12 protein-coding genes are annotated in these 14,418 nt (G+C 49.4%); 5 read left to right on the top strand and 7 right to left on the bottom strand.

Annotation, left to right across the window (positions count from 1 at the left end):
* Nucleotides 1–300: 300 nt before the first annotated feature.
* From DEF47_RS22765 to DEF47_RS22775, 3 genes are all read right to left on the bottom strand, one after another.
* The gene (locus tag DEF47_RS22765) at nucleotides 301–2,202 is read right to left on the bottom strand and encodes a bifunctional metallophosphatase/5'-nucleotidase (protein ID WP_012191887.1); all 1,902 of its coding nucleotides are present in this window, start codon (nucleotides 2,200–2,202) and stop codon (nucleotides 301–303) included.
* Nucleotides 2,203–2,447: 245 nt separating this feature from the next.
* Nucleotides 2,448–2,957 carry an HD domain-containing protein gene (locus DEF47_RS22770; RefSeq protein ID WP_012191886.1) on the bottom strand — a complete coding sequence of 170 codons (510 nt, stop codon included), beginning with the start codon at nucleotides 2,955–2,957 and terminating at the stop codon, nucleotides 2,448–2,450.
* 285 nt (nucleotides 2,958–3,242) lie between these two features.
* Nucleotides 3,243–5,396, bottom strand: coding sequence for a Kelch repeat-containing protein (locus tag DEF47_RS22775; RefSeq protein WP_012191885.1), 2,154 nt, complete (start codon nucleotides 5,394–5,396; stop codon nucleotides 3,243–3,245).
* A gap of 507 nt (nucleotides 5,397–5,903) precedes the next feature.
* Here DEF47_RS22775 and DEF47_RS22780 point away from each other — a divergent pair.
* From DEF47_RS22780 to DEF47_RS22795, 4 genes are all read left to right on the top strand, one after another.
* A complete protein-coding gene (locus DEF47_RS22780; protein ID WP_012191884.1) occupies nucleotides 5,904–6,842 on the top strand; it encodes a 5-oxoprolinase subunit C family protein in 939 nt (312 codons plus the stop codon).
* 410 nt (nucleotides 6,843–7,252) lie between these two features.
* Nucleotides 7,253–8,323: a quinone-dependent dihydroorotate dehydrogenase gene (locus tag DEF47_RS22785; RefSeq protein ID WP_012191883.1), complete on the top strand. Its 1,071-nt coding sequence runs from the start codon at nucleotides 7,253–7,255 to the stop codon at nucleotides 8,321–8,323.
* 163 nt (nucleotides 8,324–8,486) lie between these two features.
* A complete protein-coding gene (locus tag DEF47_RS22790) occupies nucleotides 8,487–9,023 on the top strand; it encodes a bifunctional nuclease family protein (RefSeq protein WP_012191882.1) in 537 nt (178 codons plus the stop codon).
* A 748-nt stretch (nucleotides 9,024–9,771) separates the two neighbouring features.
* Nucleotides 9,772–10,368 carry an ANTAR domain-containing response regulator gene (locus DEF47_RS22795; protein ID WP_012191881.1) on the top strand — a complete coding sequence of 199 codons (597 nt, stop codon included), beginning with the start codon at nucleotides 9,772–9,774 and terminating at the stop codon, nucleotides 10,366–10,368.
* Nucleotides 10,369–10,467: 99 nt separating this feature from the next.
* Here the strand turns inward: DEF47_RS22795 and DEF47_RS22800 are convergent, their stop codons facing one another.
* From DEF47_RS22800 to DEF47_RS22815, 4 genes are all read right to left on the bottom strand, one after another.
* Nucleotides 10,468–10,911 (bottom strand): hypothetical protein, encoded by a 444-nt coding sequence (locus tag DEF47_RS22800; protein ID WP_012191880.1) that lies wholly within the window; start codon nucleotides 10,909–10,911, stop codon nucleotides 10,468–10,470.
* A 266-nt stretch (nucleotides 10,912–11,177) separates the two neighbouring features.
* Nucleotides 11,178–12,191 (bottom strand): hypothetical protein, encoded by a 1,014-nt coding sequence (locus DEF47_RS22805; RefSeq protein ID WP_012191879.1) that lies wholly within the window; start codon nucleotides 12,189–12,191, stop codon nucleotides 11,178–11,180.
* Nucleotides 12,192–12,274: 83 nt separating this feature from the next.
* The gene (locus DEF47_RS22810) at nucleotides 12,275–12,718 is read right to left on the bottom strand and encodes a GNAT family N-acetyltransferase (protein ID WP_012191878.1); all 444 of its coding nucleotides are present in this window, start codon (nucleotides 12,716–12,718) and stop codon (nucleotides 12,275–12,277) included.
* Nucleotides 12,719–13,023: 305 nt separating this feature from the next.
* Entirely contained in the window at nucleotides 13,024–13,833 is an 810-nt protein-coding gene (locus DEF47_RS22815) for a TIGR00266 family protein (protein WP_041306960.1), read from the bottom strand.
* A 377-nt stretch (nucleotides 13,834–14,210) separates the two neighbouring features.
* On the opposite strand from DEF47_RS22815, the gene DEF47_RS22820 reads away from it, so the two are divergent.
* Nucleotides 14,211–14,399, top strand: a complete 189-nt coding sequence (locus DEF47_RS22820; RefSeq protein ID WP_012191876.1) for a hypothetical protein — start codon at nucleotides 14,211–14,213, stop codon at nucleotides 14,397–14,399.
* The last annotated feature ends 19 nt before the right edge of the window (nucleotides 14,400–14,418 follow it).

Here is a 14,418-nt window from a genome sequence, read left to right on the forward strand (position 1 = left end):
AAATAGTGAAGTGCGGCAATGTGTAGCGCTGATTATAGCCGATGATCGCCTGCAAAGGCAATGGATACGAGGGATGAGGAGAACATAGAGCAAAGAACATAGAACATAGGGATTCGGGGAAGAAGATTTTAACCACGAAGGACACGAAGAGCACGAAAGCTGATGTAATGGTTCTCTGACATTTGTTTATAATGCAAGCATCCCAACAACAAAATATTCGTGCCCTTCGCGTTCTTAGCGGTTAAATTTAATCTCCTACCTTAGCCCCTGCTTTTGAATTTTGCCTTCTGCCCTTTGCCTTTAATTGCGGCGCACAACCAAACCTAAAGCGAGTAAGGCCATGGCGACAGCCGCCCAAACCCAGGCATAGCTTGGTTGGTTACCACTGGTATCAGGCAAGGTAATTGGCACACCTGGCGCTGGAGTGGCAGTTGGTTGGGCTGGCACTGGCGTAGCAGTCGGCTGGCTGGCAGCACCAAAATAGTGGGCATATAAATCTGGCACAAGGGTAAAATTAACCTTATTCACCACCGTCGGATCAATTGTGCCAGCATTTTTGACTGACTCAGCGATCAAATCGCGAATTTCGCTGGTCGATTGATAGACAATTTTGCCTTCACGGAACATGGCAAAGCCACCGCCGCCGCCAGCTCGGTAATTGTTGATCGCGATGCGCAGGGTTTGTTCAGGTGTAATATCAACCCCATTCAATTGCAATTTGGTCACACGCTGGCCGGCTGGCTTGGTCAAATCGTAGCTATAGTCGATATCGGTGTATAAATCCCAGTTGTAATCGCGGGCATTATCGTTGACTACCGCTTTGGGATCGCTGGGCAAGGCATTGGGATCAAGCTGGCGGAAATATTCGGCGTTACGCTCCAAAGCACGGCGCAGAATATCACCATTAATTTCCATCACATACAGCGTATTATCGTAAATATAGATGCTGTAGGCATCGCGCAGGGTAATTTGGCCCGCCGGAATCATGCCGCCATCGGTGAAAATCGCTGCCAACGAGAGATCAACGGGGTAGCCAGCATCAGCAGCGGCTTGCTTTTGCACATTGTTGATCAAATCGGCCAAAGCGCTATCACGATAACGCGCCTTGGGGCCGCCAGCAAATTCGGCGCTAGCCGTACCAACTGGTTGGCTAATATAGCTCAAGGTTTGGTCGTGATATGGTTGTACCAGTGCTTTAATCTCTTGATCTTCGGCAACATTGGTGACTGAAATGTTGGTTGAATCTTTGTTAACCACATTCCAGCTATCGCCATTTTTCTCAACCGTAATCGTCACTTTGCCCAAAGCGCGGCCCCAATACGATGGCTCGATCAATAACACATTGTTGATAATCGCCTTGGGCACGCTCAAGTGTGAGTGACCAGTCAAAATCACGTCAACGCCAGGCACTTCTTGGGCAAGTTTGATCGACACATTTTCGCCTGGCAACGAGCCAGTATCGCGCCAAGTGCTGGGGTCGGTTAGCCATGCTTCGGGTTTGGTCGCTTCGGCAGGCTGTTTTTCCCAGCCCGTGTGTTGCAGCAAAACCACAATATGCGCACCTTCAGCCCGAATTTGCGGTACATATTGCTTGGCAACTTCTACCGGATCGGCAAATTGCAGGCCCGCGATGTTGGCGGGTTTTTCCCAGGTTGGCACAGTTGGCGTGGTCAAGGCCAAAAAGCCTACTTTCACGCCATTCACATCTTTAATAATGTAGGGCTTGAAGGCTTCGCTACCATCGCTTTTGCGCACATTGGCGCTCATAACTGGGTATTGAGCTTGGCTGATATAGCGATTCAGCACATCCATCCCATAATTAAATTCGTGGTTGCCCAACGATGAAACATCATATTTGAGCGCATTAAATACCGCTGCCATTGGATGCGCGGCATTTTGGTCGATCACGTTGTAGTAGTAGGTCAAGGGCGTACCTTGAATCGTATCACCATTATCGACCAACAAGAGATTGGGATCGATCGCCCGTTCTTGTTTGATCAAGCTTGCAACCTTGGTCATACCCCATTCGGCAGGCTTGTTGGCGTAATAATCCCAAGCCATCAAATTGCCGTGGATATCGCTCGTTTCCAAAATAGTGACCGTGCGTTGCTCATTTTGGGCACTTACAACCCCACTCTGCAAGCCGAGTGGAGCCAAAACTGCCAGCAATAGCAGCAACGCGAACGCACGTAGCAAACGCATAAACTCTATCCTCCTAAAACACTAATATGCTGGATGTTCGATCCGAGCATATAGTGCTATAATACGCCGCTCCGTAGATTCGGTCAAAAATATTAAGTTCTGTTCAAATAAATTTCAGCATTTAATTAAGTCATAGTCAATGTCAGAATTAGGTTTCTGAATATAAGTGCTCACCATTAATTAAACAAAAATTGTGCAACAAAACTGTTACACAATCATCGTCATAGGGCTATGCTAGCAATCAGCTAAACATCAAGATCAAGCATTTTGCGCAGTTGTTCGCGGCGTTTGGGCTTGCGGCGGGGGCGATAGAAGGGATCGCTGGCTTGCAGTTCGCGTTTGGTTTGTTGCGAGCGGCCATTAACCAAGCCTCGCACGTAGGCGGTCAGATCCGCCAACGAGGCCGCTTTATCGGCCAGCGATAAAATCCAGCCTTCGCGGGTCATCGGGGCGGGGCCGATTGGGTACATATGGCCAATAATTGCTTGGCAGACTGCAAAATCTTCGCCCTGTTCTTCGGCCCAGCGAGCAGCCACCGCCCCATGATTTTCTAGCGTGCCATAGCGTGAATCGATATCGTGAAGCAAGGCAGCACGAGTACAAACCCGTACATCCGCCTTGAGCAAACGAGCAATTCGGTAGGAATAGCGCGTAACCCGCATCAAATGTTCATATTTAGCAATCCCGTGGTGCAAATGGCTGCGGGTTTCTAGCACCTTGGGATGGGCAAGTAAATCCTCAATCAAATCATCCATCGTTCTTTCCTCCTGGTCGATTCAATTGATTTGGTCAATCGTGATCACCATATCACAAACTGTACCATGCCCAACTTTTTATTGTCAACCTATTTTTAGGGTTTAGGTTTGATCCACGAAGGACACGAAGAGCACGAAGCACAGAAACCGCGAAGGACACGAAGAGCATGAAGGCTAGATTTCTAGCCCCAAATTTTTGACTATCACCCTAATGCTCATTCGCCAGATCGCTAACCTCTAACCTCAACAAACAATCTCTATGCTCTATGCTCTTATTTTCATTCCTCAGCGCAATTCCACCCCAACCAGCGGCAAGAAGAGATCGGGCACGTCAAGCGTTTGGGTCGCGGTTGGCGTATTGGTTGGAGTATGGGTTGGTGAACCCGTCGCCGTTACTGTTGGCGTATTGGTCGGCGTGTTGGTAACCGTCGCTGTTGATGTGTTGGTCGGCGTTAACGTAACGGTTGGGGTATTGGTTGGCGTATTCGTCGCTGTATTGGTTGGCGTGTTGGTGGCCGTTGCGGTCGGTGTAGCGGTAGCGGTGTTGGTTGGCGTGTTGGTAGCCGTTGCGGTCGATGTGGCGGTAGCCGTTGGCGTTGGCGTGGCGGTGGTGAGTACAAATCGACAGATTTGGAATGATTCGTTGCGGCTGCTCATAGTAAAGACATTGTTAGCAAACTGACGACCGCCAACCACAAACACCGTGTCGTTGATGCTATCGGCCTCGGCTCCATAACGCGAGCTATTCAACAATACTTCTGACCATTGATTAGTCTGTTGATCAAAGATCAGGCTTGAGTTCGAGGCGACAACTGGCATTGAATAGCCCGTGGTAATGACGAAGAAGCGGTCAAGAATTTGAGCATCGCCACCTTGCATTTGACGGCGTGGCAAGTTGGGCGCAGGCATCCAAAATCCAAGATTTGGATCAAAAATTTCCATGGTATCCATGGCAGTTTGATTGCTGATTGTAGCTGTGCCGCCGGCAACATAGATTTTATTGCCTATCACGCCAGCCGAAGCAAATGCCCGAGCCCTCATCAGCGCTGAGCCAGCATTCCATACTTGAGCAATAGGATCGAAAATCCAGACGCTGGTTAAGGCATTGCTGCCATTCGAGCCACCAATAATATACAGTTTGCCATTAACAACTGCCGATTGATAATAGGCCAATGCGATTGGCAAACTTGGGCCGCTGCGCCAAGTATCGAGCGTTGGCGAATAAATTTGTAAACTGCTAATCAACCCTGTCGTGGTCGAGCCACCAGTGGTATAGCCCCCAGCGACATAAATTTCGCCGTTGAGGGTAGCGGCATCAGCACCAAATACTGGCGTAAGCATGGCCGCCCGTTGTTGCCAACTCCCCGTGATTGGCTGGTAGCGCAGAGTGTTCGCCAAGGCAGGCGAATTATTATTTGGCCCTTGACCGCCAATTTGGAAGAGCGCTCCATCAGCACTCACAACCGAGGAATAACGCGCAGCCACCAGCGAATCCTCGCGATCAATCCACTGCCCAAGGGCACAATTCGTCACAATTGCTTGATTCAGTTCAACTAAGCCATTGCTCAATTGCAAGGTCGTTTGATCGCTGGTATGCGGCTGGGCGGTTGCTGGAATCTGCACATTAACCGTGATTGGGCGGCTGCTTTGGGCAGGAATAGCAAGCTGATTAAACGGCAAACTGCTGGGCCAGGCACTTACAGCCAAATTCAGGTCGAGCGTTTGCGCATTAGGGTAATTATTGCGGACACTTAAAGGATAGAGCAAGGTATCGCCAGCACAACCTTGATTGCTGGTTGTGCCAAAAATTTCAATCGGCGGCGTATCTTGAATCAGCACATCATCGAGCAAAAGATTGGCCCCAAAATCGCTGATGCCTAAAAATCCAAGGTAAAATGGCTGGCCGGCGCTAGCAAATGGCAAATCAAGCTGATACTGCGTCCAACCATCGGTTGCTCGATAGCGTGGATAGCTAGCACGAGTTATGTAGTTTTGGTTATCGCTGCTGGTTTGCAACAGCAACGTATCGGCAGAAGTTGGAAAAATCGCGCTATGGTAATACCAAAAACTTACCCGCAACACGCTGGTTGTGGGGGTAAGCACGACTGATAATCGCGCTGCATTGCCATTGATTGTGGAGTAGCTATTGAAATGCGCCATACCCGCGCCCGTATGAGGCTGGGCCGTCGGTCGGGTTGCACTCGTCACATACGTCCATTCAGGATCAGGCGTGTCGGTCGAGGTAATAATTGTTGTTGACCAATTGAGCGGCGGAAAACTAATGCTATCGAAGCTTTCGTTGATGTAGGTTGTTGGTACAAGCACGGTTTGCGAGCGTGGCATGGGCTGTTGTAGCTCACGCGCTTGGGTATACGAGCCACCAAAAAAGAGCAGCACCAACCCCAGCAGGAGCACAATCCGAAGGGTACGCGTAGTCATGGGCTTGCCTCCAACAAGTACAACCGCAATCAACGATAGCCAATAGTAGTTAATTCGCAGCCAGAAAAAGTGGTTAGCCCCATTATACGCGCATTCGCCAACCAAAGGCTAGAAAGCGTTCGACGAGGGCGCTAGGCTATAGGCTGTTGGCTTTTGGCATTTAGGCTGTTATGCTCTTTAGGATGCCACGAATCATCCGATATCCTAGCGCCTTCAGCCTATAGCCCCTCTCCACTCTGCGCCTCTGCGTTAAAACCTCATTCACAAAATTTGTTTTTAGCCACAGATGGACACAGATTGATTTGATTATCATCCTATGCCGATTCCCTGACCTCTCGCCCCTGACCACGGGCCTCTACGTTCTATGTTCTATGCTCTTTGCTCTATGTTCTTTTTGCCCTTTGCCTTTGCCCTTTGCCTTCTGATTTTGCCTTTTGCCTTCTGCCTTTCGCCCTTTGCCTTCTGATTTTTGCCTTTTACCTTTTAACTTGGCGTATACTTAGGCCTATGTTGACGATTCGCCAAACCAGCATGTTGATAACGTTGCAGGATGCGGGGCGCACTGGCCTACGCCATTGGGGTATGCCCGCCAGCGGAGCGCTTGATTGGCTAGCGCATGGCTTAGCAAGCCGCTTGGTTGGCAATACTACAGATCGTGCCAGCCTCGAAATTACCGCAGCTGGTGCGTGTTTGCACTTCAGCCAAGTAACCATCATCAGTTTGGTTGGGGCAGATTTAGGCGCAGAATTAAACGATCAGCCAATCAGCCTTGGCCGAGCATGGCTGGTGCGGCCTAATAGCGAATTGCGTTTTACCCAACGCCGGGTTGGCGCACGTTGTTATTTGGCAATTGCAGGCGGCTTCAATCTTGCGCCCCAACTTGGCTCACAAAGCACATTGCTTGGTGCACCATGGCACGGCTACTTGGCGCGGCCCTTGCACATTGGCGATCAATTGACCTACACCGAGCCAAATTTGAGCCTTGCTGGGCGTAGTTTGGACACAGCATCCAGCATTTCAAGCCAAGCCCCAATTCGCTATCTGCCCAATCGCCAACTTGCCAACAAACTTCAACGCCAATTTCAAGCCCAAACCTGGCAAATTAGCAGCAAAAGCAATCGTATGGGCTATCGTTGCGAAGGGCCAGCTTTGGCCGCACCGACTCAAGCAGTTCGCTCGTTTGGGGTTGTACCGGGCACAATTCAGCTCCCACCTGATGGTCAGCCGATTGTGCTGTTGTCCGATGCCCAAACCACCGGCGGCTACCCAGTGCTTGGCGTGGTGATTCGCGCTGACTTGCCAAAACTGGCTCAGCGCTTGCCTTTGGAGTATTTGCAATTTCAGCCAATCGGGGTTACACTAGCCGAACGCGCTTTTGCTGAACAACTAAACATCCTCAGAGCCAACTTCGAGCTAGAACCACTCATTCTTGGGACACCAATTTAAGTTTAACCCCATGATACTAACTCCTTATCCCCCAAAAAGATTGTGCAAAAATAAACAATACCTCAAAAATGTGGGTAAGTGTGGGATAATGTGGGATAACTTTTTGAAACTTGTCAAATTAATTGTTTTCCCACAGCCATAATAACACAAACGTTCGTTATAATTTCAAAACCCGCTTGTTAATAAAAACACATGTTCGTAATTCTATCCCCAAATGCTTAAAGTTACCCCCAAAAATGTGGATAACCATGTGGGATATGTGGGAAACTTGGGATATGTGGGAAACTTGGGATATGTGGGAAACTTGGGATATGTGGGATATGTGGGATATTTCATGGCCCGCAAATGATTGTGTATAATCGCCAAGGCCAACGATAGTCGCGGCCAAAATCATAGATTTGAGGCTTTGTATGCGCAGCTATCAGCTTGCAAAAGCACTTTTGTTTCGTTTACCACCAGAAAAAGCTCATCGGTTAACCACTTTAGGCCTAGATTTGGCCACTCGTTTACCATTTACCTCAGCTTTATTCCGTTCCTTCCATCACAATGACCCATTGCTTAAAACCAATTTATGTGGGTTAACGTTTAATAATCCGGTTGGTTTAGCAGCAGGTTTCGATAAAGATGGCACGCATATCCGTGGAATGAGTCAATTGGGTTTTGGTTTTTTGGAATTGGGCACAGTTACGCCCAAGCCTCAAGCTGGCAATGAACAGCCGCGTTTATTTCGTTTAATCGAGGATCATGCATTAATCAATCGAATGGGATTTAATAATGCAGGAATTGCAGCGCTTGCTCAACGTTTAGCCAAACAGCCACGCATCATTCCACTTGGGATTAATTTGGGCAAGAATAAAATTACGCCAAACGAACAAGCTGCTGATGATTATCGCCAAGGTATTAATTTGCTTGGTGAATATGCCGATTACATTGTGATCAATATTTCTTCGCCGAATACGCCTGGTTTGCGCGAACTCAGCCGCCGCGAGCCATTGACTGAACTATTGCAGGTTGTCAAAACTGCCCGCCAACAATTACGCCATCAAGCCCCGTTGTTCGTTAAACTCTCGCCCGATGAAGATCGCGAAGGCTTGGAGGCAGCGCTTGGCGCAGCCCTCGACGCTGGAGTTGATGGGATTATCGCCACCAATACAACCGTCAGTCGCGAAAATTTACGTTCTGCTCAGCAAACCGAAACTGGCGGCTTAAGTGGCGCTCCGCTCAAAACCAAGGCCTTGGCAACCCTCAAATATATCTATCAAACAACCAACGGCAAATTGCCCTTGATTGGCGTTGGCGGAATTGCCAACGGCCAAGATGCTTACGAACGGATTTTGGCTGGCGCGAGTGCCGTGCAACTCTATACCAGCCTGATCTATGCCGGGCCACAATTGGTTGGCACAATCAACCGCGAGCTAGCAGCATTACTACGGCGCGATGGCTTTGATTCAATTCAAACAGCCGTTGGGTCAGCAGTTTAGCGCTAGAGAGGGGACGCAAAGTCACCCGTATGGCAAAATCAAGATGACACCAGAGCATGACATAACTGGTTGCGCTGCCCTAGGTGGCGTGGTAAGATGCATCGCATGGAGCGGCAATTAACTAAGTATGCACCACGATGATGCATAGAAAGGTTTCAGCGTTATGGTTCGCGTCCAGGTTGATAGCATACGCTTTAGTCTACTCACACAACAACGGATTGTTGTCCTGCGGGAACTTAACAGCCGTCGCTATGTGACAATCTGGATCGGCCCGTTTGAAGCCGATGCAATTGCACTAGCAGTCCAAGGCCACGAGCCACCACGCCCAATGACCCACGATCTGCTCTTGGCAACTGTCAAAGCACTGGGCGGCACGATTCGCGAAGTTGTGGTTAGCGATTTTCGCGATAGCACCTTCTTTGCTCGCTTAGTTGTCGATAACAATGGCCAAGCCATTGAGCTTGATTCACGTTCGAGCGATGCAATTGCCTTGGCAGTTCGCGCTGAAGCTCCCATTTTCGTGGCCGATCATGTGATGGATGAATTGGGCCATATGATGGACGACCAAGACGAAAGCGAAGATATTCCGACAACATCGGTTTCGCAGGCTGAGCCAGAGGCCGCCCCGACCACCGATGAGGAAGAGCTTTCGATCTTCCGTAAATTCATCGACTCAATTGATCCTGAATCGGATCAATAGCTCGCCCGTAGCCCGCTCCTTTGGCCTCAACTGATGCTTCAGTTGGGGCTTTTTTGTGCCCAAATTTTGGGATCGGATTGTCCACATGTTTCCACAGCTATCCACAGGCTCATGAGCCGATCATGCTATCCAGAGGTTTTCCACCGAGTTATCAGCAGCTTTTCCACATATCGTCCACGCGGCAGGCCTACTATATCTAGGGCCATGTAACTAAAACCTGTCCTAGATTTAGCGTTATCCCCGTTTATTCGCCAGTTATCCCCAAAGTTATCCACAAAATGGGGATAACTAGCCCTTCGGTGTGGAAAACTCGCCGTCATGTGGACAATCATGGGGAAAGCATGTGCGCCGATCGTGCATAACAATCCACATCATGCACTAATCCCCAAACCCATGGGGAACATGGGGAAACTCTTCCACGATCTATCCCGATCAATCATGGGCCACTACAACAGCATGAAACGTGATCTTTCCACAAATCCACATGCTCTACTGTTAACGTCTATTTCATGATCCTAATTAAATAATATATTGGGGATATCCCCAATGCTGCGCATTGGATTTAAACCAATTGGGAAAAGTTGAAACTGAACATGCATATAAACTAAATCTTACGAGCCTAAAATTTAAATTTATTGAATTTATCTACATATTTAGGTGTTTATTTGCCTGTTTATTCTCTGTGTAAATGCTTTTTAAAGTATGCTAGGATGTAGGCAGCCATTTCTAGTGAAGACGGAGCCTTGTTATGTCTGATGAGCAGCGAGCCACAATTCGGATTTTGTTAGCCGAAGACAACGAGCTAGTGGCCTTGACCATGGAAGAATATTTGACCGATTTGGGCTTTCAGGTGGTGGGCGTTGCCCGCACCGGAACCCAAGCCTTGGAGTTGGCACGCCAATTAGAGCCAGATATGGCGATTCTTGATGTTAAGTTGCCCGAATTGGAAGGCACCGAGGTTGCCGCACGGCTTTATGCTGAGCGCCCGATGCCAATTGTGATGGTAACCGCTTTTACCGACCGCGACACCATTCGCAAGGCTGAACGGGCTGGGGCACTGGGCTATTTGGTCAAACCAGTCACGATGGAAGCATTAACCCCAGCGATTGATATTGCCTTAGCTCGCTTTGCCGAAATTCGTGCGTTGCGCCAAGAAGTTGATGCTTTGCACGAATCGCTGGAAGCTCGCAAATTGATCGAGCGAGCCAAAGGGATTTTGATGCAGCGCTTGAATATTAGCGAACACGATGCCTATGAACGGTTGCGCCATCGGGCACGCGAAAAACGGGTCAAGCTCAAAGATATTGCCCAGACGATCATCGATGCTGAAGCTTTGCTCTCATAATTGCCTCAGCAGCCTCGTTTGTTTGCTTTTGGTCTTTTTGGCTTATTGCCGAGCTAAACGAAGCGCCCTTGTTGGATTGCCGACAAGAGCGCTTCAAGCTTAAGCGAGCACAATGACGTTGGGATTATCGGGGTGAATTTTGACTTGCACCATATCACCTGCATCAGGTGCTTTGAGCAGTTCGAGGAATGGATAGATTTTAAGCGCGGTTTGTTCGAGGCGTAACTCCAGCTCAAACTCAAAAATTCGCCGACCATACGTGCCGCGTAGCCAGCCAGTTGGGGTGGCACTCACAACCAGCGCCTGCTGAAGCTGACCGTTGAGTTTGGCTTCGCGTTCGGCTGGCGGGCTATATAAATGCATTCCATGGCGAATTGCCTTCGCGATCAAGCCGCCAATGAGCAACAGCAAGAGTGCGATCGTTAATTCCAGCGAAAATCCAGCTACTTGAGCCGCCCCAATCGCTGGAATAAACAATGAAATGGCTAGCCCCAACAACACTGCATCGATCCATAAGCCGCGTAGGCGTTTGGCAACAGGCATGAATGGTATCCCTCGATGTTTCAAACTTGTTTCATTGAGTATAGTTTAGTTGATTTTGGTTTGTTGGTTCGCGATGGTCTTTTCACATGCATAGTTCACCAAATTAAGATTCATGTATTTTCAGAATCAGCGTTATCACCACCCTTCCGTCCCGCCTCAAGGCGGGAAACGCAGGTGGTTTTCATCCCCCCTGTACCCCCTAAATGGCAATTTGTACGATATCTAAAACCATCGTCCTGACGCATAACCTAATCAATGAAATTCACTTATTGGCATTGGTTATTGAGTGACTGATCGAGCGCTCTAGGGTTTGCTTGCAATGTTTGTAACGTCAGGTTCTGCATTTTCCACGGCTGATCTGGCTCGGTGTTGTTGCGATGCAAGGTGACACAGCCTGCTTGCACTTGCAATTGACCAGCTTGATCGTTGGTTAGCCACACCAGATTGGTCGAATAATACAGATTGCCAGCGCCAGCATCAATCAAGCCTTGTGGGTTGATAACCACTTGGATAAATTGATTTGACTCGAATTGCTGGCTCCAGGCTGCTACATCGCTGGCTGGTTGTTCGTGCCAATAATTCCAAGCTTGAGCATAATTGGCTTGGTTCAACGTGGAGATATACAGGGCTAACGTTTGTTCAGGCGTTTGAACTCTGGCTGGTGGCTCGATCGCTGGGCAAATTTGGCCAAGCTGTTGGCTCATAGCTTGTAAATCGTTGGTCAGCTCAAATTGGCTGTTGCGAATTTGCCAAGGCTCAGTTGGGCCGTTGATATTGACCCGATGCAATTCATAGCAACCTACAAAATATTGCCAACCTGCTTGACGATCATAAGCAATCAAGCCAGCGGCAACTCGCGTGTTTTGGTTGCCAGCACCAACATCAATTACAAAATGCGGATCGATCAACACCTTGACGCTGAGTGTTTGCTCATAGCCTTGCTCAAATTGATCAAACGGCATTGGCGCGACTTCAAAATAGCCATAGGCACGTTGATAGTCGGCACGATTGATCGCATTATAAAAGCTCGCCAATAAGCTCAGCGGATCTTGACGATCATCGAATGCTGGTAGATTGGGTGGGCTGGGTGGAGCGGAATTATCCTCACTGACTGCGGTTTGACTGACTGCCGGAGTTGAGGTTGGTTGATCGGGGTTGGCTGCCGGAATACTTGCGGTAGGTTGTTCGGGCAATGGTTGTATCGTAGCTGGGCTGCTATTGCTGCAAGCGCTGAGCAATGCAAGGCCCAAAATAAGCATGAGACGTGAATAACGGTGCACGATGGCCTCCTTTCATCGTGCAGTATACGCCGCCTATGATCGGTTTGGGGTGACACCGCTCTGATGGGTTGCTGATAATCGAATTAGGCCTCGTTCAAGCGCATAATAATTTCGCCATCTTCGACCTCGCCAGTTGCTTCAAAGCCCACTTTTTGATAAAGCTTTTCGGCTACCTCATTGCCTGGCACATAACTCAGCCGAATTTCAGTGCGATAGGCTTTATGCTTGAGATGATCGATGATGGCCAAAAGTGCTGGTTTGGAATACCCCTTGCCTTGGTGTTCAGCCCCAATCATAAAGCGAATAATCCAATCGTGGCCAGTTTCAGTGTCGCGGCCCATCATCACAAAGCCAACCAAATCGCTATCGGCATAAATCGCGCGTGGCTCCCAATCGGGGTGCACATAGGCCTCGGCCACCGAAAACATATTTTGCGCCACAAATTGGGTTTGATCATCGCGAACTTTGAGTTTGAGTACAGGCCGTAAGTTTTCCTCAGTAATTGGTTCTAAACGAATCGTTGCCATGGTAAAACCTCTGTTTAGAAAATCAAAAGGCAGAAGTCAAAGGTCAAAGGAGGGATTAGGGACACGTTGTTGGGGATTAGGTTTTAACTCAGAGGCGCAGAGAACCTAAGGCTATCGGCTATCGGGACAATTTGTGGTCTGTTCATGATTCTGCATCCAAAAGCCCATAGCCATCTTTCGTTCGTGCGCTTCGGGTTCTGCATCGTTTCAAAATCCGATCCCCGATCCCCAACAACCAATCCCCGAGATAAAACAAACCAGCGATGAAGGTGTTGCTGCCCTCATCGCTGGAATAGTGCTAGCGCTTAGTCGCCGCCGAGAATGCTGCCGATGATGTTACCGCCAGCGCTGCCGCCGCCACCACTGGCTGGCATGTATTCGGCCAATTTCTTGGCAACGTTCATGACAGGCATGGTTTGCAGCCAAACTTTACCAGGGCCGCGCAAGGTTGCCAGGAACAAGCCTTCGCCGCCGAAGAGAATATTCTTGAAACCGCGAACCATTTCAATATCGAACTGGACGCTTGGCTCATACATCGCCACGTGACCAGTATCGACCTTCATCACCTGGCCTGGTTGCAAGTAATATTCGACGACTTCGCCATCAAGCTCGGCAAAAACCACGCCTGGGCCAGTCGCGCGTTGCATGATAAAGCCTTCGCCGCCAAACAGGCCTGCGCCCAATTTACGGCGGAAGTGAATATCAAGCTGAACCGACTTTTCGGCACACATAAACGAATCTTTTTGCATGATGATTTCTTGGCCGGGGGCGAGGTGCAATGGCACAATCTTGCCGGGCATTTCGCTGGCAAAACCAATCAAACCAGTGCCGCCTGCAACCGTGAAATCGACAATGAACAACGATTCGCCTGAGAAAGCCCGTTTGAACATCTTGCCGATACCGCCGCCAGAATTCGTGTTCATCTGAACGTTGCCGCTCATCCACGACATCCCGCCGCTTTCCGAGAAGATCATCTGGCCTGGATCAAGCTCGATGATCGCTGCTTGGAGCACAGTTCCAATAATTTTGTAGCGCAAGCCAGTGGTCATGCCCCGGCCACTCAAAGCAACTGGTGGTTCGGGCAAATCGAGCGGGCGGCCTGGCTCGCTGGCCATGGTGTAGCCACCTGCTGCTGGAGCACCATAGTTTGGTTGGGGCGGTGGTGGTGGATAGCCACCTTGAGGCGGTGGTGGTGGATAACCGCCTTGGGGTTGGTTCGGGATGGGCTGGCCAGTTTGGGGATCAAATTTAGGTCGATAATCGTTATCAGACATCACACGCTCCTCAAATGCTAGCACAAAGATGTGCAACATACTTGGTAATTGCATTGTACAACTGTCGTCTAGTACGCCCGTGCTTGGCCAAATGTTGCTAGGGCTGGTGGTTGCGCTTAATGATGCTATGCGTTATGATGGTAGCGCGTTTCTACCGTTGGGGATGGGCCAAACTGGCTATCCCAATGGTCTCCACCGACACACAAGGAGTTTCCAGCATGCGGCGTTTTGGAGCGATTCTGGCCTTTTTAATTGGCGCAGTTGTGGGTTTAGTTGGCGGCGCGGCCTTGCTAGCCTATGCCTATCAAGTGGCGGGTTTGTATCCCCCCGACGATGCCACGATTAAATTCATTGCCCAAGAACGGGGCTGGTTCGACCCGAACACCGAGGAAACACCTGCATCCTAAGACCCACCCTGTTCGCCCT

It is taken from the genome of Herpetosiphon sp., from assembly GCF_003512625.1.
Taxonomy (GTDB): Bacteria; Chloroflexota; Chloroflexia; order Chloroflexales; family Herpetosiphonaceae; genus Herpetosiphon; species Herpetosiphon aurantiacus.